Below are 26109 nucleotides of genomic sequence, written 5' to 3' on the forward strand. Positions count from 1 at the left end.
GAGAGGGCCGCGCAGTTGAAGCTGATCACCGGAATCCGCGGCGCGGCGCTCGCCGCCGCGTTCGCGACGGCGGCGGGGCTCGCGTTCGCGCAGTCTCAACCTCAGCCTGCGGCGGCTTCCGCGGGCGCGTCCGATGCGCCCGTCGCGGCGTCGGCGGACGCGCCGCCGCCCGCCGCGCCGCTCAAGCCGAATCCGGCGTATGCGCGGCTGCCGCGCTACGAAGGGACGCTCGGCGGCCGGCCGATCGTCGTGCGCCTCGGGCCGAAGACGGACGAGCCGGGCGTGCATGGCGAGTGTCAGTATCTCGATACGGGCGCGGTCGTCCTGCTCGCGGGCGACCGAGACGGCGACACGCTCGAAATCGAGGAGTCGGACGACGGCACGAACATCACGGGCGTATGGATCGGCCGCTTCGATCCGTCGGGCGGCTTGTCGGCCGACCGGATGAACGCGGACCAGTCGGACCCGCTGCCCGTCGTGCTGCATCCGTCGGGCGGCGCGTCGGCGCCGCAACATGCGGCGGCCGCGCAGCCCGCGTCGGCCGGCGCCGCCGCGCCGCAGGCGGGCGCCCATGGGCAGTCGGTCGGCGGCGTGAGCAACGTGCGGACCGCGGAGTAACGAACGACGACCGCGGCTGGATAAAGCGTGGCAGCCGAATCCGGCCGTCCGCCGATTGACGCGAGGGCTCCCGGCCCCGGTTTTGCCTTCACTCGACCTCCCGGCCGCGCTGCTTCGCGTGGGATCGTTCGGCTGCGGCCGGCCCGGAGCCTTCGCCGGCACGGTCGCGGCCGCGCCGACTGTACCGGGCCAAACGCACGGAATCCGGCTAAGCTAGCCGGATTCCAATCATTTCAGGCTCGTTTTGCATCGAGCTTTCCCAGTCATGACCGCATTCACTCCCAAGCGCGCGCTGCAGACTCGCGTCGTCCAGCCGGACGACCGCATTCCCGCCGGTTTCGAATCGTTCGTCGTGCCGGTCGCGCGGGCGTCGACGGTCGTGTTCCCCGATCTCGCGACGATGCGCAACCTCGACTGGCGCAAGGACGGCCAATGGCGCTACGGCCTGCATGCGACGCCGACGTCGCTCGCGCTCGCGCAGCGGCTCGCGCAGATCGAAGGCGGCGCGCACGCGCTGCTGCAGCCGTCGGGGCTTTCGGCGATCACGAACGTGTACTTCGGCCTCGTCAAGGAAGGCGACGACGTGCTGATTCCGGACAACGCGTACGGCCCGAACGGCGATTTCGGCAAATGGTTCGCGAAGGATTTCGGCATCACCGCGCGTTTTTATGATCCGATGATCGGCGCGGGAATCGCCGATCTGATCCTGCCGAACACGCGCCTTATCTGGATCGAGGCGCCCGGCTCGGTGACGATGGAAGTGCCCGACGTGCGTGCGATCACGGCGGCCGCGCGCACGCGCGGCATCGTCACGGCAATCGACAACACGTATTCGGCGGGCCTCGCGTTCAAGCCGTTCGAGCACGGCGTCGACATCTCGGTGCAGGCGCTGACGAAATATCAATCCGGCGGCAGCGACGTGCTGATGGGCGCGACGATCACCGCCGACGACGAGCTGAACGCAAAGCTCAAGCTCGCGCGGATGCGGCTCGGGATCGGCGTGTCGGCCGACGACTGTTCGCTCGTGCTGCGCGGCCTGCCGAGCATGCAGGCGCGCTTCGACGCGCACAGCCGCAGCGCGCTGTCGCTCGCGCGCTGGCTGAAGACGCGCCCGGAGATCGCGACGGTGCTGCATCCGCAACTGCCCGATTGCCCGGGGCACGATGCGTTCATGCGCGACTTCACGGGCGCGGGCGGACTGTTCTCGGTCGTGCTCGACGAACGCTACGGCGCCGCGCAGGTGGACCGCTTCGTCGAGGCGCTCGAGCTGTTCGCGATCGGCTGGAGCTGGGGCGGCGCGTGCAGCCTTGCGATGCCGTACGACGTGCAATCGATGCGCACGACGGCGTGGCCGCATCGCGGCACGCTGGTGCGCTTCTACGTCGGTCTCGAGGACGAAGCCGATCTGCGCGCGGACATCGAGCGCGCATTCGCCGCGGCGCTCGCGTAACGGGCGGAGACGGGCAGAGACGGGCCGAGGCGGGCGGAATCGGACGGCGGAGCAGCGGAGGCCGACGCGCACGCGCGAGGGTCGTGCGGCGTCAGCCGCGGAGTTCCGTGTGCGGCCGCGTGGTTGTCGGCATTGCGGTCGGTATCGAAGCCGGCATGGATGTCGACAATGAGTCGAACGAAAACGGCGCTGGGGCAAAGGCCCTCAGCGCCGTTTTTCGTTGACGGAGCGTGCGACTGGTGGGGCGCGAGGCGACGACGTACGCTCGGCGTTGCGGCTCGAACGGGCCGCGGGCTTCAGAAGAGCCGCAGCAGCCCGTCGAGCCCGACGTGATCGAACGCCGCGCTCGCCGCGCCGCGCACGACGGGCTTCGCGCGAAACGCGATCGAGAAGCCGCCTGTCGCCATCATCTTCAGGTCGTTCGACCCGTCGCCGAGAACGATCGCGCGCGCGGGCGCGATGTCGAGCGCGGCGCACGTCTCGCGCACCGCGCGCGCCTTCACGTCCGCGTTGACGATCTCGCCGACAACCTTGCCCGTGAGCTTGCCGTCGACGATCTCGAGCGTGTTCGATCGCGCGTAGTCGAGGCCGAGCCGCGCCTTCAGGCGTTCGGTGAAGAACGTGAAGCCGCCCGACACGAGCAGCGTCTTCAGGCCCGCCGCCTTCACGCCCGCGAGCATTGCCTCGGCGCCCGGCGACAGCCGCAGCCGCTCGTCGTAGACGCGCTCGAGCGCGCTCGCGTCGAGGCCCGCCAGCAGCGCGACGCGGCGCGTCAGGCTCTCGTTGAAATCCTTGATCTCGCCGCGCATCGCCGCCTCGGTGATCGCCGAGACTTCGGCTTTCAGGCCGCAGAAGTCGGCGATCTCGTCGATGCACTCGATCGTGATCAGCGTCGAATCCATGTCCATCGCGACGAGGCCGAAGTCGGCGAGCTTGCGGGTCGCGTCGACGAATGCGTAGTCGAGCGCGTGCGCGCCGCAGTACGCGTCGATGTCGGCGCGCTGCGCGGGATCGGCGCCCTCGATGCGGATCGCCTGCGCGTCGAGCGGAACGGCGCGCGTGCCGCGCGCGAGCGCGGTGAGCGGCTTGTGATGCGCGTCGGAAAGCGGCGCGGTGCTTTGAATGACGAGATTCGTGGTCATGGAAGTGTCACGGTGGAGCGGATCACGGGGCCGACGACATCGATTCGGCGAACCCGTTATTGTAGCCGCTTGCGGAGGGCCGGCCGCGGACGAACGGCGGAAGGCGGGCTCGGGCGCTCCGGGCCGCGCCGCCGCGAATGCGACGGCGGGGGCGACGCTCGCCGAATGCGGGGCGTTCTCGGTTCTCGGTTCTCGGTTCTCGGTTCTCGGTTCTCGGTTCTCGGTTCTCGGTTCTCGGTTCTCGGTTCTCGGTTCTCGGTTCTCGGTTCTCGGTTCTCGGTTCTCGGTTCTCGGTTCTCGGTTCTCGGTTCTCGGTTCTCGGTTCTCGGTTCTCGGTTCTCGGTTCTCGGTTCTCGGTTCTCGGTTCTCGGTTCTCGGTTCTCGGTTCTCGCGGGACAGCGTTCAATGCGAGAGGTTCACGGCGGGCTCGATGCGGTCGCGCAAGCGATTCGGCGCAGCAGCGTGCGCCAGCGTGCGTTGGATCGACGAGTATCGCGACGACGGCGCGCACGCGCGCCACCCGCAACCCACACGTGCATGCCGACGGCGGGAAAGCGATCAAGGCATAGCCGTGCTTCATCGCACACGACAAAGGGCGAAACAAGAGGGCGAAGCAGGCGCCGCGGCTGGCGAGCGGCGGTGATGCGGCCGTCTCGCGTGCACAGTTCTGGGCGCGTCGATCGCGTGTGCATGGCCCTCTTCGAGCGAACCTCGAACGTCGATCGCGCGCCACGCACGCTTGACGCAGATCGTGCAAGCAGGGGTAACACCCGATGCGCGGCAGGCGCCAGGCGTGCCGCTTCGCGTTAGACTGGCATTGCGTCATGCATCGATAACCCGGCGATTCGCGCAGTTCGTCGCCATAAAAGGAGAGGTCAGCATGAGTCAACGCATTCTGTCGCCGCTCGTTGCGTCGTGCGCCGTCGCAGCGCTGCTCTCGGCGTATGCGGCGCACGCGGCGCCGCCCATCAAGGCGAGCGTGCTCGGCGGCAACGACGGCCAGCTTCAATACACGGTCAAGGTCGACTCGAAGCAGTTCGGCACGATGCAGGAGACGCGCAAGATCCGCTCCGGCGAAACCGACGATTTCAACTGGAAGTCGGTGCCGCCGTCGGGCGCCGTGCCGATGTCCGACGCGTGCCCGAGCGCCGACACGCTGCCGCGCGACGCGAACGGCGCGATGGTCCGGCAGGCGCAGGTGCGGCTTGCGCCGTCCGTCGACAGCAAGGGCGTCGCGAACGTGCAGCTGAGCTTCCAGGCGAGCGCGCCGAACGGCACGAAGAAAGTGGCGGCGGGCGGCAAGACGCTGCAGTGTCCGAATGTCGTGACGGTGAGCCAGGTCAAGTGGCTGTCGATCTCGACAGGCGGCTCGAAGTCGATCTCGATGCGCGACGGCACGAAGATCACGGTGTCGATCAAGCGGTGAGCGCGGTGGCGCGGTGCCTTCCGGACGGCGGATGACGCATGTGCGGCACGGAGGGCTGCGCGGCACGTGCCGGAGGTCGGAGCGTGCGCGATGCACGGGCGGTGCATTCGCATCGTTTGCGCGGCGCTGCCGAGCGGCATTGGCGACGGGCTCGGCGATTCGAGCGTCGATTCACGCGTCGATGTCCGGGCAGTCCATTGGCCGCCAAGCGACGTCGTGTTCCACGGCCGTTCGAACCGGCGACAATCACTACCGCCGACCGCCGACCGCCGACCGCCGACCGCCGACCGCCGACCGCCGACCGCCAACCGCCAACCGTCAATCAACTCGCCGACCATCCCCAGCCGACCGACGCGACGAGTGATCGAGCGACCGCCCCGCGCATCGACATCCCCAACGCGAACGCCCGCGCGTTACCCGCCGTTCCTGGCCGTCCCCCGCTCGAGGAGCCGCGAGGCGAGAAACCGGTGCTCGGCGGAGAAGAGCCGCCGGTACGTGCACAGCACCGCGCCGACGGTGCCGAGCGCGGACGCCGCCGCGATCAGGAACATGATGACGATCTGATAGCGGACCGCTTGCAGCGGCGACTGCCCGGCGAGCACCTGGCCCGTCATCATTCCCGGCAGGCTCACGACGCCGACGACGGCCATCTGGTTCAGCGTCGGCAGCATGCCGGCGCGCACCGCCTGCCGCGCGGCGTCCTGCGCGGCCTCCCAGCGCGTCGCGCCGAGCGCGAGCGCCGTCTCGACGCGGTCGCGCCGCGCGGTCAATTCCTCCATCATCCGCTCGATGCCGAGCGACACGCCCGTCAGCGTATTGCCGAGAATCATCCCGAGAATCGGGATCGCATATTGCGGCTCGTACCACGGATGGATGCGGATCACGACGAACAGTCCGATCGCCGCGACGAACCAGCTGCTCGCCCAGATCGACAGGACGCTGTCGGCGCGCTGCCCCGCGTAGGTCCGCTTGCCGCGCGCGGCGCCCGCGAAGCCCGCGATCAGCGTCATCAGCGCGACGAGCGGCAGCACGACGTTCCAGCGCGGATGGCCGAACACCCAGCCGAGTACGTAGCCGATCGCGAGCAGTTGGACGACGGTGCGCGCGGCGGCCCATGCGAGCTTGCGGCCGAGGCCGAGCGACAGCGCGGCCGAGACCGCGCCGTTGATCGCGACGAGCGCGGCCGCGATCCCGACGTCGACGAGGCTCAGATCCTGCAGCGGCGCGTTCATCGGGCACCCTCCGTCGCGGCGGCGCCGAGCACGCCGGCGTGCATCGTCAGGCACCGCCTGCCGACGCGCGCCGCCTGCGCCGGATCGTGCGAGATCCACAGCGACGAGCGCGCATGCGGCGCCGCGTCGAACCACGCGGACACGAGCGCCTCGATTGCGCGGGTCGAATCGGGGTCGAGTGCGGAAGTCGGCTCGTCGAGCAGCAGCATGTCCGGATCGAGCTGCAAGACGCGCAGCAGCGCGGCGATCTGCGCCTCGCCGCCCGACAATTCGCTTGCGGCCTTGCGTAGAAAGTCGTCGCCTCGGCCGGCCTGCGCGGCGAGGCGCGCGACGCGGGCGCGATCGAAGCGCGCATCGCGGTAGACGGCGAGCGAGTAAGGGTAGCGCAGCAGATCCTCGACGGTGCCGTCGGCCGTCGCCGGGCGTTGCCGAACGTACGCGACGCTGCGCCGGTAGCGCGGAATCGCCGCCCGCGCGACGCGCTTGCCGCACCAGAGCAGCTCGCCGCCGTCGAGCGGATCGAGGAGGGCCAGCGCGCGCAGGAACACGCTCTTGCCCGAGCCCGACGGGCCGGTGAGCGCGATCCGCTCGCCCGGCGCGAGCGCGAAATCGGTCGGGGCCAGGAGCGTTTTGCCGCTCGCCGCGTCGCGGCGGGCGATCCGCCGGGCTTCGATCAGGACATCGGCTGTCATAAATGCAAAAAACGCAAAAAACGGTAAATTGGGGACGGTGGCGCGATATCGTGCGCCATAATAACCGTGAGTGGCAGCGTCGCGCACGCTGCGCGGCGTTGCCGGTTCAGGAAGAACAACGACGGAATCTGGCATGACGCTCACCCGTACCCTCGTCAAAACCGCGGCGTGGATCGTCGGCATCTTCGCGGTGCTCACCGCGGCGCTCGGCGTGTTCGTTTTCACGTTCGACTGGAATCGTGCGAAACCTTGGATCAACGAGCAGGCGAGCGCGTCGATCGGCCGCCCGTTCGAGATTCGCGGCGACATCAAGGTTGGCTGGCGGCGCCCGGACGGCGAGGCCGGCTGGCGCGCGTGGGTGCCGTGGCCGGTGTTCTCGGCGAGCCAGGTCGTCATCGGCAATCCGGCCTGGGCGAAGGCCCCCAATTTCGCGACGCTCGACGAAGCGCGCTTCGAGCTCGCGGTGCTGCCGCTCCTCGCACACGAAGTCGTGATTCCGTCGATCGAGCTCGTCAATCCGGCGCTCGACGTCGAGCGCCTCGCCGACGGCCGCAATAACTGGACGTTCGAATTCAAGAAGTCTTCCGGCCCGTCGCCGTGGAAGGTGCAATTGCGCGACTTCGGCTTCGCGAAGGGCACGGTCGCGTATCGCGACGCGATCACGAAAGCCGATCTGACCGTCGCGATCGACACGCTCGGCCAGCCGATCCCGCTCGGCGACGTGCTCGCGCAGCAGGAGCAGACGTCGCGGGCGGCGTCCGCGCAGCGAGTCGGCAAGAAGGGCGCGGCGCAGCTGACCGCGAAGGCGAAGGCCGAGATCGCGTCCGAGGCTTCGGCTGCATCGGCGGCATCGGTCGCGGCGGCGTCCGGAGCAGGCGGCGCGGCCGCGGCGAGCGGCGCGTCGGGCGCGAATGCCGCGGCGTCGGGCGGTAGCGCTGCCGCCGTCGGACGGTCGGCGCAGGGGGCGGAGCAGGCCAACGCGGCGGGCAAGCGCGTTCCGACGGCCGCATCCGGTTCGTCGAAGGCCGCCGCATCGTCCGGCTCGAGCGCCGCGGGCCGGACGTCCGCGCCGGGCGCGGGCGCATCGTCGACGTCGGCTGGCTCGTCCGCGTCGGCCGTCGCGGCGAGCGCGGCCGCTTCGGGGGCAAACGATGCGGCAAGCGGCGGCGCAAGCCACGCGAGCGCGGCATCCGCCGCGGCCGCGGCGAAGCCGGCCGGCCCGACCTACGCGTTCGGCCTGACCGTCAAGGGCCGCTACAAGGGCGTGCCGATCGACGGTACGGGCAAGATGGGCGGCGTGCTCGCGCTTCAGGACGCGTCGCGGCCGTTCCCGTTGCAGGCCGACGTGAAGGCGGGCGACACGCGGCTCGCGATCGTCGGCACGCTCACCGATCCCGTCCATCTCGCGGCGGTCGACCTGCGCCTGTGGCTGCAAGGCTCGAGCATGTCGCATCTGTATGCGCTCACGGGCGTGACCTTGCCCGACACGCCGCCGTACGCGACCGAAGGGCGGCTTCTCGGCAATTTCAAGCGGCGCGCGAGCACGTTCCGCTACGAGAACTTCAACGGCCGCGTCGGCGGCAGCGATCTGCGCGGCACGCTTGCGTACCAGCAGCGCGAGCCGCGGCCGCTGCTGTCGGGCGAGCTCGTGTCGAACCTGCTGCAGTTCTCCGACCTCGCGCCGATCGTCGGCGCCGACACGGCCGCGAGCAAGGCGCAGCGCGGCGACACGACGAAGCAGCCGCCCGGCCGCGTGCTGCCCGTCGAGACGTTCCGCACCGACCGCTGGCGCGCGCTCGACGCCGACGTCAAGTTCACGGGCCGCAAGCTGATCAAGGGCGCTGCGCTGCCGATCACCGATCTGTACACGCACATCGTGATGACGGACGGGGTGCTGTCGCTCGAGCCGCTGAAGTTCGGCGTCGCGGGCGGCTCGCTCGCGACCACCGCGCGTCTCGACGGCAGCGCCGCGCCGCTCAAGGGCCGCTTTGCGGTCGCCGCGCGACATCTGAAACTCAGGCAGCTGTTCCCGACGCAGAAGGTCATGCAGTCCGCGCTCGGCGAGATCAACGGCGATGCGGCGCTGTCCGCGACCGGCAACTCGCCCGCCGCGCTCGCGGCGACGTCGAACGGCGAAGTGAAGATGATCATGACCAACGGCGCGATCAGCAGGCTGCTGATGGAAGCCGCGGGCCTGAACGTCGCCAACGTCCTCTACGAGAAGATGTTCGGCGGCCACGACGTGAAGATCAATTGCGCGGCCATTGATTTCGTGGCGACCAACGGCTTGCTCGACACGAGGCTGTTTGCGTTCGACACCGACGACGCGCTGATCAACATCGACGGCCCGATCGACTTGCGCAACGAGTCGATGAACCTGAAGGTCCACCCGCATACGAAGGGGTTCCGCGTGTTTTCGCTGCGCTCGCCGCTGTACGTGAAGGGGACGTTCAAGAATCCGGACGTCGGCGTCGATGCGGGCGCGCTTGCGCTGCGCGCGGGCGCGATGGTCGGCCTCGGGCTGCTGAATCCGCTCGCGGCGCTGATCCCGCTGATCGCGCCGAGCAACAACAGGGACGTGCCGTGCTCGGAGCTGTTTGCGCAATTGAAGGCGCCGCAAAAGGCGGCGAGCGCCGGCAAGTGACGGCGGCGCGTGCGGGCCGGATCGACGCGATCGACGCGATCGACGAGATCGATGAGATCGATGAGATCGATGAGATCGGCGCGCGGGCGCTTCATCGCTGTCGACGCAGCGGCGTGGCGCGAACGCCCGCATGACGGATCTCGCGCGCTCGATAAGCCGCGGGTGAAGGGGCTCCGCTGCCGCCGGGGTGGCGGTCGTGGCGGCCCGGCAGGCCGGACGGGGCTCGCTGGGCCGGCATGACGCGCAATCCAACTGGCTTTGCGTCACGAGGCTTTCTCCCCGGAGGACATGGCCGTGCCGCGAGCGCGGCGGGCCGGCGATTCGACGCCAATTTTCATGTCGGCCGCCGAAGGAAAAGCGGGCGTATCGCACGCCCGTTTTCGGGGCAAGAAGGACACGCGGCCCTGCGATTCACCGACTCCTGTTAAAATGCCCGGTTTTCCGTCGATCTATCTCTTAACGGGATCTGCCGTGCTTTCTACCGCCAACATCACGATGCAATTCGGGCCCAAGCCCCTGTTCGAGAACATCTCGGTCAAGTTCGGGGAGGGCAACCGCTACGGCCTCATCGGGGCGAACGGCTGCGGCAAGTCGACCTTCATGAAGATCCTGGGCGGCGATCTCGAGCCGTCCGCGGGCAACGTCGCGCTGGAGCCGAACGTTCGTCTCGGCAAGCTGCGCCAGGACCAGTTCGCGTACGAGGACGTGCGCGTGCTCGACGTCGTGATGATGGGCCACACGGAGATGTGGGCCGCGATGACCGAGCGCGATGCGATCTACGCGAACCCCGAGGCGACCGACGACGACTACATGCACGCGGCCGAGCTCGAGGCGAAGTTCGCCGAGTACGGCGGCTACGACGCCGAGGCGCGCGCGGGCGCGCTGCTGCTCGGCATCGGCATCGAGGAGAAATTCCACAGCGGTCCGATGCGCGACGTCGCGCCGGGCTGGAAGCTGCGCGTGCTGCTCGCGCAGGCGCTGTTCTCGAATCCGGACGTGCTGCTGCTCGACGAGCCGACCAACAACCTCGACATCAACTCGATCCGCTGGCTCGAAGACACGCTCAACAACTACGATTCGACGATGATCATCATCTCGCATGATCGTCACTTCCTGAACTCGGTGTGCACGCACATGGCCGACATGGACTACGGCACGCTGAAGGTGTGGCCGGGCAACTACGACGACTACATGCTCGCGTCCGCGCAGGCGCGCGAGCGCCAGGCCGCCGCGAACGCGCGCGCGAAGGAGCGCGTGGCCGAGCTGCAGGACTTCGTGCGCCGCTTCTCGGCGAACAAGTCGAAGGCCCGCCAGGCGACGAGCCGCGCGAAGCAGATCGACAAGATCAAGATCGAGGAATTCAAGCCTTCTTCGCGGCAGAACCCATTCATCCGTTTCGAATTCGAGAAGAAGCTGCACAACATCGCGGTGGTCGCGGATTCGATCACGAAGCGGTACGAGCGTACGATCTTCGAGAACTTCAACCTGTCGGTGCAGCCGGGCGAGCGCATCGCGATCATCGGCGAGAACGGCGCGGGCAAGACGACGCTGCTGCGCGCGCTCGTCGGCAATCTCGCGCTCGATCACGGCACGGTGAAGTGGGCCGAGAACGCGAACGTCGGCTACATGCCGCAGGACACCTACGAGGAGTTCCCGAACGACGTCACGCTGATGGACTGGATCGACCAGTACCGCAAGGACGGCGACGACGAGACGATGGTGCGCGGCACGCTCGGCCGCCTGCTGTTCTCGGCGGACGACATCAAGAAATCGGTGAAGGTGCTGTCGGGCGGCGAGAAGGGCCGCATGATCTGGGGCAAGCTGATGCTCGGCCGCCACAACGTGCTCTTGATGGACGAGCCGACGAACCACATGGACATGGAGTCGATCGAGTCGCTGCAGATCGCGCTCGAGAAGTTCGAAGGCACGCTGATCTTCGTGTCGCACGACCGCGAATTCGTGAGCGGCCTCGCGAACCGGATCATCGAAGTGACGACGGACGGCAAGCTCGTCGACTTCGGCGGGAATTACGAGGATTTCCTCGGGAGCAAGGGTGTGCAGTAATAGCGTCCGCATGCCGGAGCGACAAGCCCGCTTCCTTGGAAGCGGGCTTTTTTCTTTGCGCGACCGGCGTTGCCGGCCGTCGCCGATGCCGGTCAGAACCGACGCCCGTCAGAACCGATGCCGCATGCCGAGATTGACGATGCTTTGCGTGTCGGTGCCGCCGTGTCCGTACGAGCCGATCGACGCCTGCGCGCGCTGCGTGCCGCCGTCGAGGGTGCGTTGCGTGCCCGTCGCGCGTTGCCACGCGCAGACGAGATACAGATCGGTTCGCTTGGGCAGGACGTAATCGGCGCCCGCCGACACCGGGTGATAGGCCGCGCTCGCATCGCCGCGCGCCTTCGTGTAGCGGTATCCGATGCCGACGAGCAGCGCCTGCGTCGCCTGATAGTTCGCGAATCCGCGCCCGGTGTCGTAACGTTGGGTCGTGCGGAACGTCGAGAGCGCATCGGGCTTGTAGCGTGCATTGCTGTAATCGACGCCGGCCGTGAACGGCCCGAAGCGTATTGCACGGCGGCGCGCGCGATGTCGATCGATTTGGCCGACGCGTACGCGCCGTTGACGAGCGAGCCGTCGAACGTGCCGTCCGACGTGCCGGCCCATGCGTCGCGCGTCCTGCCCGGCGCTGACGCGCTCTGCGCATGGAAATAGCCGCCCGCGACGCTGAGCGGCCCGTTGCCGTACGACAGGCCGGCCGACCAGGTTTGACCCGCGCCCGCCTCGCCGGCGACGCCGCCGAGCGCACACATGCCGACGAACGTGAAGCCCGCGAGCGTGGGCGACGTGTATTTGATCGCATTGCTCGTGCGCGACGACGTATCGTAGTTGTCGACGTCGCCGGGCGTCGCGTAGACACTGCCGAACGAATAGCTGGCGGTGATGGGCCATGCGACGTCGACGAGCGCGTCGTACTGGCGGCCGATCGTGATCGTGCCGAATCGCGCGCTCGCGAATCCGACGAACGATTGGCGTCCGAACATGCGCCCGTTTTGTCCGAGCGCGCCGGTGTTCGGATTGAAGCCGTTTTCGATCGTGAAGATCGCCTTCAGGCTGCCGCCGAGATCCTCCGCGCCCGTCATCCGCGCGTCATGAGCGAGGGCGTCGATCGCGTCGTCGACGGGTAGAATGTCCGCATTCCACGGAGACAGGAACACCACGATGAAAACCTACGAGCAGTTCTACATCGGCGGCACGTGGCGCCCGAGCGCGGGCAAGGGCGCGATCGACGTGATCGACTCCGGCACGGAGGCCGTGATCGGCCGCATTCCCGAGGGCACGGCGGAGGACGCGAAGGCGGCCGTCGCCGCCGCGCGCGCCGCGTTCGACGGCTGGGCCGCGACGCCGCCCGCCGAGCGCGCCCGCTATCTGCACAAGATCGCCGACAACCTGAAGGCGCGCAGCGAGGAGCTCGCGCAGTCGATCACGGGCGAAGTCGGCATGCCGATCAAGCTGTCGCGAGCGATCCAGGTCGGCGGCCCGGTCTACAACTGGGGCGCGTATGCGAAGCTCGCCGAGACGTTCGCGTTCGAGGAGCAGGTCGGCAATTCGCTTGTCGTGCGGGAGCCCGTCGGCGTCGTCGCGGCGATCACGCCGTGGAATTACCCGCTCAACCAGATCACGCTGAAGGTCGCGGCCGCGCTCGCGGCGGGCTGCACGGTTGCGCTCAAGCCGTCGGAAGTCGCGCCGCTCAATGCGTTCATCCTCGCCGAAGCGATTCACGACGCCGGGCTGCCCGCCGGCGTGTTCAACCTCGTGTGCGGCTACGGTCCCGTCGTCGGCGAAGCGCTCGCGAGCGACGCCGGCGTAGACATGGTGTCGTTCACCGGCTCGACGCGCGCGGGCAAGCGCGTCGCCGAGCTCGCCGCGGCCGGCGTGAAGCGCGTCGCGCTCGAGCTGGGCGGCAAGTCGGCGTCGGTGATTCTCGACGACGCCGATTTCGCGGCCGCGGTGAAGGGCACGGTGTCCGCGTGCTATCTGAACGCGGGCCAGACGTGCTCCGCGCACACGCGAATGCTCGTGCCGGAATCGCGTTACGAGGAGGCGCGCGATCTCGCGAAGGCCGCCGCGGAAACCTACGTGGCGGGCGATCCGCGCGCCGACGCGACGCGCCTCGGCGCGCTCGCGTCGGCGGTTCAGCAAGAGCGCGTGCAGGATTACATCCGGCGCGGCATCGACGAAGGCGCGGAGCTTGTCACGGGCGGCCTCGGCCTGCCGGAGGGAATCGCGCGCGGCTTCTTCGTGAAGCCGACCGTGTTCGGCCGCGTGAAGCCCGATGCGACGATCGCGCAGGAAGAGATCTTCGGCCCCGTGCTGTCGATCATCACCTATCGCGACGACGACGACGCGGTGCGGATCGCGAACGATTCGCCGTACGGCCTCGGCGGCGCGGTGTGGTCGGGCAGCGACGAGCGCGCGTTGCGCGTCGCGCGCCGCATTCGCACGGGCCAGATCGACATCAACGGCGGCGCATGGAACATGGCCGCGCCGTTCGGCGGTTTCAAACAGTCGGGGATCGGCCGCGAGAACGGCGTGTACGGGCTCGAGGAATATCTCGAATACAAATCGATGCAGCTGCGTCCGAATAAGAACGCGTGACGGACGCATAAGCACGCATCGAGCGCACCTCTTTTTGTGGCGACACGGCATGCGTCCGCGCGGACGCATGCCGTTTTTCTTGACGACGGTCAAGGCGCTTCGTCGGCAATCGCCGATCATCGAACTCTTTCTGCCGTATCGAGAGGTTGCGATGACCGATCCCATTCCTTTTCCGCCGCTCAGGATTCGCGGCCGTTCGCTGTTGCCCATCGTGCAGGGCGGGATGGGCGTCGGCATTTCCGCCCATCGGCTCGCCGGAAGCGTCGCGCGCGAAGGCGCGCTCGGCACGATCGCGAGCATCGACTTGCGCCATCACCATACCGATCTGATCGAGCGCTGCCGGCTGCATCCTGATCGCGAGACGATGGAGGCCGCCAATCTCGAAGCGCTCGCGCGCGAGATCCAGCGCGCAAAGACGTGGAGCGAAGGGCGCGGCATGATCGCGGTCAACGTGATGAAGGCGGTGCGCTCGCATGCGGACTACGTGCGCATCGCGTGCGAATTCGGCGCGGACGCGATCGTGATGGGCGCCGGGCTGCCGCTCGATCTGCCGGACATGACGCAGGGGCACGACATCGCGCTGATTCCGATTCTGTCGGACAGCCGCGGGATCGCGCTCGTGCTGAAGAAGTGGATGAAGAAGGGGCGCCTGCCCGATGCGATCGTGATCGAGCATCCGGCGCATGCGGGCGGCCATCTCGGCGTGACGAGCCTCGATGACATGAGCGATCCGCGCTTCGAGTTCGCGCGCGTCATCGACGAAACGCGGCAGACGTTCGCGTCGCTCGGCCTCGAGCGCGAGCGCATTGCGCTCATTGTCGCGGGCGGCATCAACAGCCACGAGGCAGTGCGCGCGGCGCTCGCGGAAGGCGCGAACGGCGTGCAGGTGGGCACACCGTTCGCGGTCACGGAGGAGGGCGACGCACATCCGAACTTCAAGCGCGTGCTCGCGAATGCGACGCCGGAGGACATCGTCGAATTCGTGAGCGTGACAGGCCTGCCCGCGCGGGCGGTGAAGACGCCGTGGCTCGAGCGCTATCTGCGGCACGAGGCGCGCATCCGCGCGAAGATCGGTGCGCTCAGGCAGCGCTGCCCTTCCGCGCTCGAATGCCTGAGCGTGTGCGGATTGCGCGACGGCATCGAGCGCTTCGGCCACTTCTGCATCGATACGCGTCTTGCCGCCGCATTGCGCGGCGACGTCGCGAATGGGCTCTTCTTCCGCGGTCGCGAGTCGCTGCCGTTCGGGCAGGCGATTCGCAGCGTGCGCGACCTGCTCGAGTTGCTGCTCACGGGCACTGCGCCGGAACCTGCGACAAACCGCCCCACTTTCTCGCTGGCGTGACACTTGATGTCGGTCAATATAAGTGGGGAACCATCCCCTGAGAATGAGGCCTGTTCTTAGGGGGTCCTTATCATGCGTCGTCAAACACTTCGTACTTGCACTACCGCCATCGCCTGCGCAGCCGGCCTTGCGATGATTCCGTCGCTGTCGCATGCGGCTTCGCCCGGGGAGGGCATCAATCAAGGCGATATCATCGCGCGCGTTCGCGGGATCAGCATCATGCCGGACGAGCGCACGAGCAATACGTTGTCGGCGCTGAACGTGGGCGTGAACAATGCGATCGTCCCCGAACTCGACTTCACTTACATGATTCGCGATTACCTGGGCGTCGAGCTGATTCTCGGCACGTCGCGGCATCAGCTCACGTCGTCGCTCGGCGATCTCGGCGGCGTCGGCGTGCTGCCGCCGACGCTCTTGCTGCAGTACCACTTCAACCACGCCGGCAAGGTGCGTCCGTATGTCGGCGCGGGCATCAACTACACGCTGTTCTACAACAACGGGCTGCATGCGGGCGGCGAGGGAATCGGGATCAACAATCACAGCTTCGGTCCCGCGCTGCAGTTCGGCGTCGACGTTCAGGTGACGAAGAAGGTGTTCGTCAACGTCGACGTGAAGAAGATCTGGATGCACACCGACGCGACGCTCGGCGGCCAGCCGCTCGGCCGGCTGAACATCGATCCGCTCGTCGTGGGCGTCGGCGTCGGCATGAAGTTCTAAGTATCGAAAGAATCGAAAAGTGTTGGGGTTGGCGGCACGGCTTCTTGCGTGCCGTCCTTTTTTTGTGCCGATTCGTTTCGGTATGCTGATCGAATATGTGTGCGCCGCATGTGCGGCGCGGCGTGTGCCTATAGCTTGTCGTACTGGAAGCGCATGGCGGTGCCTTCGCGCGTGATGCGCTCCCAGACCGCCTGTTTCTCGGCTTCGGTCATGAACACCCAGTTCGAGACTTCGAGCGCCGTGCGTCCGCAGCCTTTGCAGACTTCGTCGAAGAGCGTCGAGCAGACGCCGATGCAGGGGCTGTCGGGTTTGTCGTGAAGATTCGAGGCCATCGGAGCGTTGAATTCGGTGATCGCCGCGCGAGCGGCAAGCCGCTATGTTAAAGCATGTGCGCGAAACGTCCGCCGAAGCCGATCCGGGCGGGGCAGGCCCGCGGCCAGACCGAAACGTCCAGCCGATTTCGCCGCGACTTTCGAATCGAGCAACCGAACGCCCCATCGAAGAAGTGCCGCCGGCGGCATGCGAATCGGGCCGAGTCCGAGCGGTGCGAGTCGAGCCGATTTCGCCCGCTCACGCCGCCGCGACGATCTGCCAGACGAGCGCGCCGTTCAGCAACAGGATCACGGCGGCGCACGCCCATGCGGCCGCGAGCGGCAGGCCGCGGACCCGCCAGCCGCCCATCAGCTCGCGGCTCGATGCGAACACGATGAGCGGAACCATCGCGAGCGGCAACTGCAGGCTCAGCACCACCTGGCTCGCGACGAGCAACTGATTCGATCCGTGCTGCCCGAAGAGGCCGACCGCGGCGAGCGCGGGCCCGATCGCGAGCGCGCGGGTGAGGAGCGCGCGTTGCCAGCGCGGCAGCGTGAGCTTCAGGAAGCCTTCCATGACCGCCTGGCCGGCGAGCGTGCCCGTCACCGTCGCCGACAGGCCGCACGCGAGCAACGCGGCGGCGAACAACAGGCCCGCCCAGCGGTTGCCGACGAGCGGCTCGATGAGCCGGTGCGCGTCGGCGAGATCGGTGACGTCGCCGTGGCCGCTTGCGTGGAACACGGCCGCCGCGACGATGAGAAGCGCCGCATTGATCACGAACGCGAAACCGAGCGACACGAACGTGTCGAGATTGACGCCGAACAGCGCGCGCCGGATCGACTGCTCGTCGCGCTCGGTCGCGTGGTGCTTGACGAGCATCGAGTGCAGATAGAGGTTGTGCGGCATCACGGTCGCGCCGAGGATGCCCGCCGCGAGCCACAGCATGCCGGCGTCGCGCAGCAGCCGCGGCGACGGCGCGGTACCCGCGAGCGCCGCTCGCCAGTCGGGCCGCGCGAGCGCGACCTCGATCACGAAGCAGAGGCCGACGAAGAGGATGAGCGACGCGATCGCCGCCTCGAGCGAGCGCCGGCCGCGCCGCTCGAGCGCGAGCATCGCGAGCGTGCCGACCGCCGACATCAGCACGCCCGCGGTCAGCGACACGCCGAAGAGCATCTGCAGCGCGACCGCCGCGCCGACGACCTCGGCGACGTCGCACGCGATGATCGCGATTTCGGCGGCGATCCACAGCAGCACGGTCACGCGCGGATCGAAGCGCTCGCGGCAGAGCTGCGCGAGATCGCGTCCGGACACGACGCCGATCCGGGCGGCGAGCCATTGCAGCAGCATCGCCATCAGGCTCGCGGCGACAACGACGCCGAGAAGCGCGTAGCCGTACCCCGCGCCGCCCGCGAGCGCGGTCGCCCAGTTGCCGGGGTCCATGTAGCCGACGGCGACGAGCACGCCCGCGCCGACGAACGTGGCCCAGCGGCGGCCGCCGCCCGGCCCGCCGGCGGAGGGACGGCGCGACGACGTGCGGCGGGCGGCGAGCGGATGACTGTTCATGTTGGCGGTCCGACGAACGGTTCGCCGCGTGCGGCTTAGCGCGGGCGCGGCGTTCGAACGGGCGGGCGGCCCGTCCTTCTATTCGGAACGACGAACGGGCGCCGCCTGAATTTAGGGTAGGTGATCCGTTCGGCGCGCGCGGGCCATTTTTCAGGATGGACACGCGCCGATAACCCGATAAAATTGCGCCCACCTGCTGCGTCGCGGTGCCCCGCCGTGCAATCGAAAAGTGCAAATGTGTTCCGTTTGTACGACAAGGGCGGGAAACTTTTGTGGCAGGGGCGGATTAGTGGTAGCTTTCGGGGTTTTCAAGGGGCGGCGCGAAACGGCGCGCCGCGACGGCGAGGCTGACGGCGATCGAATCGGTTCGATCAGGGAGATACGGGATGAAGGCAAAGGTGGCGGGCCGGTTGACGGCACTTGCGCTCTGCGCGGGCGCATCGGTGGCGGCGGCGAAGGATGCGCAGCTCAACGTCTATAACTGGTCGGACTACATTGCGAAGGACACGATCCCGAACTTCGAGAAGCAGACGGGCGTCAAGGTCCGCTATGACAACTACGACAGCGACGACACGCTGCAGGCGAAGCTCCTGACCGGCAACTCGGGCTACGACATCGTCGTGCCGACGAGCAACTACGCGGGCAAGCAGATCCAGGCCGGCATCTTCGCGCCGCTCGACAAATCGAAGCTGCCGAACCTCAAGTATCTTGATCCGCAACTGATGGCGCTCGTCGCGGGCGCCGATCCGGGCAACAAGTACGTGGTGCCCTGGGCGTACGGCACGACGGGCCTCGGCTACAACGTCGACAAGGCGCAGAAGATCCTCGGCAAGGTGCCGCTCGACAACTGGGACATCCTGTTCAAGCCGGAGAACCTCTCGAAGCTGAAGGCGTGCGGCGTGTCGGTGCTCGACGCGCCCGACCAGATGTTCGCGGCGACGCTCCACTACATCGGCAAAGATCCGATGAGCACGAACCCGGCCGACTACCAGGCCGCGATGCAGGTGCTCAAGAGGATCCGCCCGTACATCACGCAATTCAATTCGTCGGGCTACATCAACGACATGGTCGGCGGCGACATCTGCTTCGCGTTCGGCTGGTCGGGCGACGTCGTGATCGCGAAGCACCGAGCGCTCGAGGCGAAGAAGCCGTACAAGGTCGAGTACTACGTGCCGAAGGGCGGCGCGCCCGTGTGGTTCGACGTGATGGCGATCCCGAAGGACGCGAAGAACAAGGACGCCGCGCTGCAATGGATCAACTACATCGAAGATCCGAAGGTTCACGCGGCGATCACGAACGCGGTCTACTACCCGAGCGCGAACGCGGAAGCGCGCAAGTACGTGCGTGCGGACGTCGCGAACGATCCGGCCGTCTACCCGCATCCGGACGTCGTGAAGACGCTGTTCCTGCTCAAGCCGCTGCCGCCTGAGATCCAGCGCCTGCAAACGCGTCTGTGGACCGAGCTGAAATCGGGACGTTGACGCGAACGCGCCGTATCGCAGCAACCCTTGAGAAGCCCCTGGTACCCCCGGGGGCTTTGTTCGTCAAACGTAGGAGCACAGCAGCACATCATGAATAGTCAGTCGGGCGCGGCGGTGGCGGGCGCGCCGTCCTATGGGCCGCAGACGGGCGCCGACGAGCGCGCCGAAAACTTTGTCCAGATCATCGACGTCGTCAAGAAGTTCGGCGAGACCTTCGCGGTGCGCAACGTCGAGCTGACCGTGCGAAAGGGCGAGCTGTTCGCGCTCCTCGGCAGCTCCGGGTGCGGCAAGTCCACGCTGCTGCGGATGCTCGCCGGCCTCGAGACGATCACGTCGGGCAAGATCCTGATCGACGGCGAGGACCTCGCGCAGATGCCGCCGTACAAGCGGCCCGTGAACATGATGTTCCAGTCGTACGCGCTGTTCCCGCACATGACGGTCGAGGCGAACGTCGCGTTCGGCCTCAAGCAGGAAGGCGTGCCGAAGGCCGAGCTGAAGGAGCGCGTGCGCGACGCTCTCGAGCTCGTGCAGATGGCCCGCTACGCGAGCCGCAAGCCGCACCAGCTCTCGGGCGGCCAGCAGCAGCGGGCCGCGCTCGCGCGCTCGCTCGTCAAGCGGCCGAAGCTGCTCCTGCTCGACGAGCCGATGTCGGCGCTCGACAAGCAGATCCGTCAGCGCACGCAGATCGAGCTCGTCAACATTCTCGAGAAGGTCGGCGTCACCTGCATCATGGTCACGCACGACCAGGAAGAGGCGATGACGATGGCGAGCCGCCTAGCCGTGATGAGCGAAGGCCAGATCGTGCAGATCGGCACGCCGCACGAAGTCTACGAGTATCCGAACTGCCGCTTCTCCGCCGAGTTCATCGGCTCGACGAACCTGTTCGAGGGCGTGACCGTCGAGGACGAGCCCGATCACGTGTTCATCGAATCGCCGGATCTGCCGTGCCGGCTGTACGTGAACCACGGGATCACGGGCCCGCTCGGGATGCCCGTCACGGTGTCGGTGCGCCCGGAGCGGATCGCGCTCACGCGCAAGCCCGCCGACGGCGCGTACAACTGGGGCCACGGCGTCGTCACGAACGTCGCGTACATGGGCGGCTATTCGCTGTATCACGTGAAGCTCGATTCCGGGAAGACGGTGATCGCAAACGTGTCGAGCCTCGCGATCGCCGATCTCGATTCGCCCGCGTACGGCGACGAAATCTACGTGCGCTGGAGCGCCGCCGCCGGCGTGGTGCTGACGTCATGAACGCGCTTTCGTCCCTGCTTGCGTGGCCGGTCAGGAAGTTCGGCCTGACGGGCAGAACGGCCGTGATCGCGGGCCCGTTCTTCTGGCTCGTGCTGTTTTTCCTCGTGCCGTTCATCCTCGTCGTGAAGATCAGCTTCGCGGAGCTGCGGCTCGGCATTCCGCCGTACACGGAGCTGACGTCGCTCGCGGACGGCGTGCTCGGCATCAAGCTGAACCTGCAGCACTACGCGTTCCTCTTCAGCGACAGCCTGTATTTCGCGACCTACGTGAATTCGGTCGTCGTCGCGGCGGTCACGACGCTGCTGTGCCTGCTGATCGGCTATCCGATGGCGTACTACATCGCGCGCTCGAATCCGGGCACGCGCAACATCCTGATGATGGCGGTGATGCTGCCGTTCTGGACGTCGTTCCTGATCCGCGTGTACGCATGGATCGGCATCCTGAAGAACAACGGGCTGCTCAACAACTTTCTGATGTGGACGGGCCTCATCAGCACGCCGATCGAGCTGTACCGCACGAACGTCGGCGTCTACATCGGGATGGTTTATTCGTACCTGCCGTTCCTCGTGATGCCGCTCTACGCGCACCTCGTGAAGATGGACTTGCGCCTGCTCGAAGCCGCGTACGATCTCGGCGCGAAGCCGTGGAAGGCGTTCGTGCAGATCACGCTGCCGCTGTCGAGGAACGGGATCATCGCGGGCTGCCTGCTCGTGTTCATTCCCGCCGTCGGCGAATACGTGATTCCGGAGCTGCTCGGCGGCGCGAACACGCTGATGATCGGTCGCGTGATGTGGAACGAGTTTTTCAACAACGCGGACTGGCCGATGGCGTCGGCCGTGACGTGCGCGATGGTGCTGCTGCTGCTCGTGCCGATGGCGATGTTCCAGTACTTCCAGGCGAAGGAGCAGGAGGGCCGCCGCCGATGAAGCCGAATCGCTATTTGCAGGTGCTGATGCTTGCCATCGGTTTCGGCTTCCTGTACATCCCGATCGCGAGCCTCGTCGTCTATTCGTTCAACGAGTCGAAGCTCGTCACCGTCTGGTCAGGCTTCTCGACGCGCTGGTACACGGCGCTCCTCGAGGACGACGAGCTCATCGCGGCCGCGTGGCTGTCGCTGAAGATCGCGGCGATGACCGCGTTCGCTTCGGTGTTCATCGGCACGTGGGCGGGCTTCGTGCTCGCGCGGATGGGCCGCTTTCGCGGCTTCGCGCTGTACAGCGGGATGATCAACGCGCCGCTCGTGATTCCCGAGGTGATCCAGGGCATCTCGCTGCTGCTGTTGTTCATCGAGCTCGGCAAGTGGTTCGGGTGGCCCGCCGGCCGCGGGATGTTCACGATCTGGCTCGGCCACGTGATGCTGTGCATCTCGTATGTCGCGATCATCGTGCAGTCGCGCGTGCGCGAGCTGAACCCGTCGCTCGAGGAGGCCGCGCTCGATCTCGGCGCGACGCCGTTCAGGGTGTTCTTCTCGATCACGCTGCCGCTGATCTCGCAGGCGCTCGTGTCCGGCTGGCTGCTGTCGTTCACGCTGTCGATCGACGACCTGGTGCTGTCCGCGTTCCTGTCGGGCCCCGGCTCGACGACGCTGCCGCTCGTCGTGTTCTCGCGCGTGCGCCTCGGCCTCAACCCCGAGATGAACGCGCTCGCGACGCTCTTCATCGTCGCGGTGACGATCGGCGTCGTGGCCGCGAACTACGTGATGCTGCGCCAGGAACGCAAGCGGATGGCCGAGGCCGCCTGACGCGCCGGCGCGCCCGCTGCGCGGATGCGGCGTGTCGGCGTGCCGCGCGCTGCCCGATGCCGGTGGCGTCGGCCTGACGGCGGTCCGGGAAGATGCCTGCGGAAAGGTCCTGAGAAAGTGCCCGTGCGGTGAATGCCGCACGGGCTTTTTTGTCTGCGGCGCGAGCCGGCGTGGCCGCTCCTTCGTCGATCGTCGCGGGCGTGCGCCGCGAACGTCCCGCGCCGCGTGATTAGGTCGCGCGCGTCAGACGCCGAGCGCCGCTTTCGCGAAGAGCCCGGCCGCGACGCACATGAGCGCGACGGCGAACCCCATCTGCACGTGCCGGGCGGACACGAGGCGCGACACCCAGCGGCCGGCCGCCATGCCGAGCGCGGTCGTCACGGTGAACCACAGCGTGACGTCGAGCGGCGCGGGCGTGCCGCTTGCGATCGTCGCGATCACGCCGCCCGTGCCGACGAGCGCGATCACCATCAGCGACGTCGCGACGATGCCGTGCATCGTCACGTTCGTGAACTTGCGCAGCATCGGCACGATCACGAAGCCGCCGCCGACGCCGAGAAGGCCCGTCATCAGTCCCGTCAGTGCGCCTGTCGACGCGAGCGCGATGCCGGCGGGCCACGACCAGACGAGGCGCCCCGTGTCGGGATCGATGCGGCCGACGCAGAGCGGCGAGCGGCTCTGCGCCCCCGCCGCATGCGCGAGCGCGTGGCGCAGCAGGCGCACCGCGACGGCCAGCATCACGAGCGCGAACAGCGCGAGCAGCACGCGCTGCGGCAGCGCGTGCGCGAGCCGCACGCCGAGCGTCGTCAGCGGCACGCCGGCCGCCGCCATCAGGAGCGCCGCGCGATAGCGGACGAGGCCGCGCCGAAAGCCCTCGAACGCGCCGAGCGCGGCGCTGCCCGCGACCGCGACGAGCGCGACGGGCGTCGCCTGCTGCATCGGCCAGCCCATTCCGACGACGAGCGCCGGCACGGCGAGAATGCCGCCGCCCGCGCCCGTCAGCCCCAGCACCGCGCCGACGATGCTGCCGAGCACCAGAGAAATCAACATGCTGCGTCGTTCCGGTCGATGGTCATCGAAGCGCGGCCGTCAGCCGACGATCTCGGGCTTGGCGAGCCATTCGCGGCCCTTGAGCATCGCCTGCCAGTAGAGGGGCGGCAGCAGCCGCTCCTTGAGCAGCCACGCGAGCCGCGACGGGCGCTTGCCGTCGATGAGCCACGCGGGGAAGGTCGGCGCGAGCTTGCCGCCGTACAGGAACTCGGCGAGCACGATCTTGCCGCGCTCGACCGTGAGCGGGCACGAGCCGTAGCCGTCGTAGGCGGCGTCGCCTTGGGCCTTGCCGAGCGCGGCGAGCACGTTGTGCGCGACGACGGGCGCCTGCTTGCGCGCGGCGGCCGCGGTTTTCGCGTTGGTCGTGTTCGTCACGTCGCCGAGCGCGAATACGTCGGCGTGGCGCTTGTGCCGCAGCGTCGCCGGATCGACGTCGACCCAGCCGGCCGCGTCGGCGAGCGGGCTCGCGCGGACGAAGTCGGGCGCTTTTTGCGGCGGCACGACGTGGATCATGTCGAATTCGCGCGTGACGGCCTCGGCGCCGCCTTCCGGCAGCGTGCGCGCGAACGTCGCGAGCTTGCGTACGCCGTCGATCGCCGTCAGGTTGTGGCCGAAGTTCAGCGCGATATCGTAGCGCTTCACGTATTCCATCAGCGCGGGCACGTAATCGGCGACGCCGAAGAGCGCCGCGCCCGCGTTGAAGAACTCGATGTCGATGCGCTCGAGGCGATGCGTGCGCCGCCAATGGTCGGCCGACAGGTACATCGCCTTTTGCGGCGCGCCCGCGCACTTGATCGGCATCGGCGGCTGCGTGAAGAGCGCGCGGCGGCCGGCGAATTCGCGCACGAGCTGCCACGTGTACGGCGCGAGGTCGTAGCGGTAGTTCGACGTGACGCCGTTCTTGCCGAGCGTCTCGGGCAGGCCGTCGATGCCGTGCCAGTCGAGCTTCAGCCCCGGGCAGACGACGAGCTGCCGGTAGCGCACGCGCCTGCAGCCGTCGAGCACGACCGTATGCGCATCGGGCTCGAACGCGGCGACGGCGGCCTTGATCCAGTGCACGCCGCGCGGCAGCACGGCCGCCATGTCGCGGGCGGTCGTCTGCGGCTGGAACACGCCCGCGCCGACCATCGTCCAGCCGGGCTGGTAGTAGTGCGTGTCGGCCGGATCGATGACGGCGACGTCGAGCGAGGGCTCGCGCGCGAGCAGGCTCGACGCGACCGCGAGCCCCGCCGCGCCCGCGCCGACGATCACGATGTCGTGGCTCGCCTCGACCGTCTGCATGATCGCGCCCTGGCTGCGCTGCATGATCCGGCGGCCGAGCGCGGCGAGGTCGTAGCCGGCCGCGCGGCCCGCGGCGACGATGTCGTTCAGCGGCCGCAGGCCGGCCTGCGACAGCCCCCAGAGCGTCGCCGAGCGCATCCCGGTGCGGCAGTACGCGAGCACGGGCGCGCCGAGCGTGCCGAGGAGCGCGCCGAACTGTTCGCCCTGCGAATCGGTGACCTTGCCCGAATCGACGGGCAGATAGCGGACCGCGATGCCGAACGGCCTCGCGGCGGCCTCGATCTCGGCGACGGTCGGCTGGTCCGGGCCTTCGCCGTCGGGCCGGTTGCAGATGATCGTGCGAAAACCGGCTTGCGCGATCGCGGGCAGATCGCCGGCGACGAGCTGGGGGGAGACCGACAGCGTGTCGGTCAGCTTGCGGATGTCCATGGTTGGCGTGTCGTGTGTGTCGTGTCGTCGTTGGGGAAGGCGGGCAGGCTCAGATCGCGTCGAGCGGGATCTTCAGGTAGCGCACGCCGTTGTCCTCGGGCTCCGGCAGGCGTCCCGCGCGCATGTTGACCTGCACCGAAGGCAGCATCAGCACCGGCATGTCGAGCGTCGCGTCGCGCGCGGTGCGCATCGCGACGAAGTCGTCTTCGGTGACGCCTTCGCGGATGTGGACGTTCTCGCTCAGCTCGTCGGCGACGGTGCTCACGTACTGCATCGCGCGGCCGTTCGGCTGGTAGTCGTGGCACATGTAGAGGCGCGTGCCGGGCGGCAGGCTCAGCACCTTGCGGATCGACCGGTAGAGCGTGCGTGCGTCGCCGCCGGGGAAGTCGCAGCGCGCGGTGCCGTAGTCGGGCATGAACAGCGTGTCGCCGACGAAGGCGGCCGCCTCGTGCGCGCCGTTTGCCTCGTGCGCCGCGCGCGCGTCGGTCACGACGTAGGTCATGCACGCGGGCGTGTGGCCCGGCGTGTGCATCGCGCGGATCGTGAGCGCGCCGAGCGCGAGCGCGTCGCCGTCGTCGAGCAGGCGGTCGAACTGGCTGCCGTCGTGCGCGAACGCGGCTCCCGCGTTGAACAGCTTGCCGAACACGTGCTGCACGCGCGTCACGTGACGGCCGATCGCGATCTCGCCGCCGACGTGCGCTTTCAGGTACGGCGCGGCCGACAGATGGTCGGCGTGCACGTGCGTCTCGAGCAGCCAGCGCACGCGCGCGCCGAGCGCCTGCACGCGCGCGATCAGCTGGTCCGCGTTCGCCGTGCGCGTGCGGCCGGATTTCGGATCGTAGTCGAGCACGCTGTCGATCAGCGCGCATTCGCCGCTGCCGGGATCGAGCAGCAGGTAGCTGATGGTGCACGTCGCCGGATCGAAAAAGCCTTCGACGGTCATCATGGACGCTGTTGTCACGAGGTTTCTCCTGGAGCCGAATCATCGAGTTGGCGATCATTTGAACAAGAACCGTGCCAAGCAGATAGCATTGCCGATCGCCGCGCGCAGGTACTTGATTCAAATCGTGTTTTGCGCAGAC

The 26109-nt window shown here is 68.0% G+C and carries 21 protein-coding genes and 1 pseudogene; 13 read left to right on the forward strand and 9 right to left on the reverse strand.

Features of this window, described 5'->3' with window-relative positions; all coding sequences use genetic code 11:
* Positions 1-15 precede the first annotated feature (15 nt).
* Positions 16-618 carry a hypothetical protein gene (locus WT60_RS09980; protein WP_038749245.1) on the forward strand — a complete coding sequence of 201 codons (603 nt, stop codon included), beginning with the start codon at positions 16-18 and terminating at the stop codon, positions 616-618.
* 265 nt (positions 619-883) lie between these two features.
* Entirely contained in the window at positions 884-2068 is a 1185-nt protein-coding gene (locus tag WT60_RS09985; RefSeq protein WP_038749248.1) for a cystathionine beta-lyase, read from the forward strand.
* 296 nt (positions 2069-2364) lie between these two features.
* On the opposite strand, the gene serB is transcribed toward WT60_RS09985, so the two are convergent.
* Positions 2365-3210 (reverse strand): phosphoserine phosphatase SerB, encoded by an 846-nt coding sequence (serB, locus tag WT60_RS09990; protein WP_059580884.1) that lies wholly within the window; start codon positions 3208-3210, stop codon positions 2365-2367.
* Between the two features lie 880 nt (positions 3211-4090).
* Here serB and WT60_RS09995 point away from each other — a divergent pair.
* The gene (locus tag WT60_RS09995) at positions 4091-4636 is read left to right on the forward strand and encodes a DUF6013 family protein (RefSeq protein WP_038744270.1); all 546 of its coding nucleotides are present in this window, start codon (positions 4091-4093) and stop codon (positions 4634-4636) included.
* Positions 4637-5049: 413 nt separating this feature from the next.
* Here WT60_RS09995 and fetB read toward each other — a convergent pair whose 3' ends face one another.
* Both fetB and WT60_RS10010 read right to left on the reverse strand, forming a co-directional pair.
* Positions 5050-5868 (reverse strand): iron export ABC transporter permease subunit FetB, encoded by an 819-nt coding sequence (gene fetB / locus WT60_RS10005; protein WP_060355629.1) that lies wholly within the window; start codon positions 5866-5868, stop codon positions 5050-5052.
* The gene (locus WT60_RS10010) at positions 5865-6560 is read right to left on the reverse strand and encodes an ATP-binding cassette domain-containing protein (protein ID WP_060355628.1); all 696 of its coding nucleotides are present in this window, start codon (positions 6558-6560) and stop codon (positions 5865-5867) included. The genes fetB and WT60_RS10010 overlap by 4 nt, the downstream gene beginning before the upstream one ends.
* 133 nt (positions 6561-6693) lie before the next feature.
* Between WT60_RS10010 and WT60_RS10015 the strand changes: the two genes are divergently transcribed.
* From WT60_RS10015 to WT60_RS10020, 3 genes are all read left to right on the forward strand, one after another.
* On the forward strand, positions 6694-9204 hold the full coding sequence (locus WT60_RS10015; RefSeq protein ID WP_060355627.1) for an AsmA family protein: 2511 nt from the start codon (positions 6694-6696) through the stop codon (positions 9202-9204).
* Entirely contained in the window at positions 9201-9338 is a 138-nt protein-coding gene (locus tag WT60_RS34395; protein ID WP_186448578.1) for a hypothetical protein, read from the forward strand. The genes WT60_RS10015 and WT60_RS34395 overlap by 4 nt, the downstream gene beginning before the upstream one ends.
* Positions 9339-9699: 361 nt before the next feature.
* Positions 9700-11268, forward strand: a complete 1569-nt coding sequence (locus tag WT60_RS10020; protein ID WP_060355626.1) for an ABC-F family ATPase — start codon at positions 9700-9702, stop codon at positions 11266-11268.
* Positions 11269-11376: 108 nt separating this feature from the next.
* Here WT60_RS10020 and WT60_RS10025 read toward each other — a convergent pair.
* Positions 11377-12338 (reverse strand): annotated as a pseudogene (locus WT60_RS10025) (porin); the annotation flags it as partial.
* Between the two features lie 85 nt (positions 12339-12423).
* Here WT60_RS10025 and WT60_RS10030 point away from each other — a divergent pair.
* From WT60_RS10030 to WT60_RS10040, 3 genes are all read left to right on the forward strand, one after another.
* Positions 12424-13860, forward strand: a complete 1437-nt coding sequence (locus tag WT60_RS10030) for an aldehyde dehydrogenase family protein (protein WP_038753999.1) — start codon at positions 12424-12426, stop codon at positions 13858-13860.
* 151 nt (positions 13861-14011) lie between these two features.
* Positions 14012-15202 carry a nitronate monooxygenase family protein gene (locus tag WT60_RS10035; protein WP_060355631.1) on the forward strand — a complete coding sequence of 397 codons (1191 nt, stop codon included), beginning with the start codon at positions 14012-14014 and terminating at the stop codon, positions 15200-15202.
* A gap of 72 nt (positions 15203-15274) precedes the next feature.
* Complete coding sequence (locus tag WT60_RS10040; RefSeq protein WP_038754002.1) at positions 15275-15919, forward strand: OmpW family outer membrane protein; 645 nt, start codon at positions 15275-15277, stop codon at positions 15917-15919.
* A 128-nt stretch (positions 15920-16047) separates the two neighbouring features.
* On the opposite strand, the gene WT60_RS10045 is transcribed toward WT60_RS10040, so the two are convergent.
* Positions 16048-16251 (reverse strand): DUF1289 domain-containing protein, encoded by a 204-nt coding sequence (locus tag WT60_RS10045; RefSeq protein WP_038754004.1) that lies wholly within the window; start codon positions 16249-16251, stop codon positions 16048-16050.
* Positions 16252-16489: 238 nt separating this feature from the next.
* Positions 16490-17794 (reverse strand): Nramp family divalent metal transporter, encoded by a 1305-nt coding sequence (locus WT60_RS10050; protein ID WP_060355625.1) that lies wholly within the window; start codon positions 17792-17794, stop codon positions 16490-16492.
* Positions 17795-18180: 386 nt separating this feature from the next.
* Between WT60_RS10050 and WT60_RS10055 the strand changes: the two genes are divergently transcribed.
* The 4 genes from WT60_RS10055 to WT60_RS10070 all read left to right on the forward strand — a co-directional run bounded on the left by WT60_RS10055 (position 18181) and on the right by WT60_RS10070 (position 22267).
* The gene (locus tag WT60_RS10055) at positions 18181-19275 is read left to right on the forward strand and encodes a polyamine ABC transporter substrate-binding protein (RefSeq protein ID WP_059647647.1); all 1095 of its coding nucleotides are present in this window, start codon (positions 18181-18183) and stop codon (positions 19273-19275) included.
* 90 nt (positions 19276-19365) lie between these two features.
* A complete protein-coding gene (gene potA / locus WT60_RS10060) occupies positions 19366-20526 on the forward strand; it encodes a polyamine ABC transporter ATP-binding protein (RefSeq protein WP_038754014.1) in 1161 nt (386 codons plus the stop codon).
* Positions 20523-21452 carry an ABC transporter permease subunit gene (locus WT60_RS10065; protein WP_038754017.1) on the forward strand — a complete coding sequence of 310 codons (930 nt, stop codon included), beginning with the start codon at positions 20523-20525 and terminating at the stop codon, positions 21450-21452. The genes potA and WT60_RS10065 overlap by 4 nt, the downstream gene beginning before the upstream one ends.
* Positions 21449-22267, forward strand: coding sequence for an ABC transporter permease subunit (locus tag WT60_RS10070; protein WP_038754020.1), 819 nt, complete (start codon positions 21449-21451; stop codon positions 22265-22267). Before WT60_RS10065 ends, WT60_RS10070 begins: the two co-directional genes overlap by 4 nt.
* Positions 22268-22510: 243 nt before the next feature.
* On the opposite strand, the gene WT60_RS10075 is transcribed toward WT60_RS10070, so the two are convergent.
* From WT60_RS10075 to WT60_RS10085, 3 genes are read right to left on the reverse strand one after another with little or no spacing between them, the layout of a single operon-like run.
* A complete protein-coding gene (locus WT60_RS10075) occupies positions 22511-23317 on the reverse strand; it encodes a sulfite exporter TauE/SafE family protein (protein WP_059647651.1) in 807 nt (268 codons plus the stop codon).
* Positions 23318-23356: 39 nt separating this feature from the next.
* Complete coding sequence (locus WT60_RS10080; RefSeq protein WP_060355624.1) at positions 23357-25027, reverse strand: bifunctional protein tyrosine phosphatase family protein/NAD(P)/FAD-dependent oxidoreductase; 1671 nt, start codon at positions 25025-25027, stop codon at positions 23357-23359.
* Between the two features lie 49 nt (positions 25028-25076).
* Positions 25077-25970, reverse strand: a complete 894-nt coding sequence (locus WT60_RS10085; protein WP_038754029.1) for an MBL fold metallo-hydrolase — start codon at positions 25968-25970, stop codon at positions 25077-25079.
* Between the last annotated feature and the right edge of the window lie 139 nt (positions 25971-26109).

Origin of the sequence: Burkholderia sp. MSMB617WGS (genome assembly GCF_001532025.2) — a bacterium.
GTDB classification, from domain to species: domain Bacteria; phylum Pseudomonadota; class Gammaproteobacteria; order Burkholderiales; family Burkholderiaceae; genus Burkholderia; species Burkholderia savannae.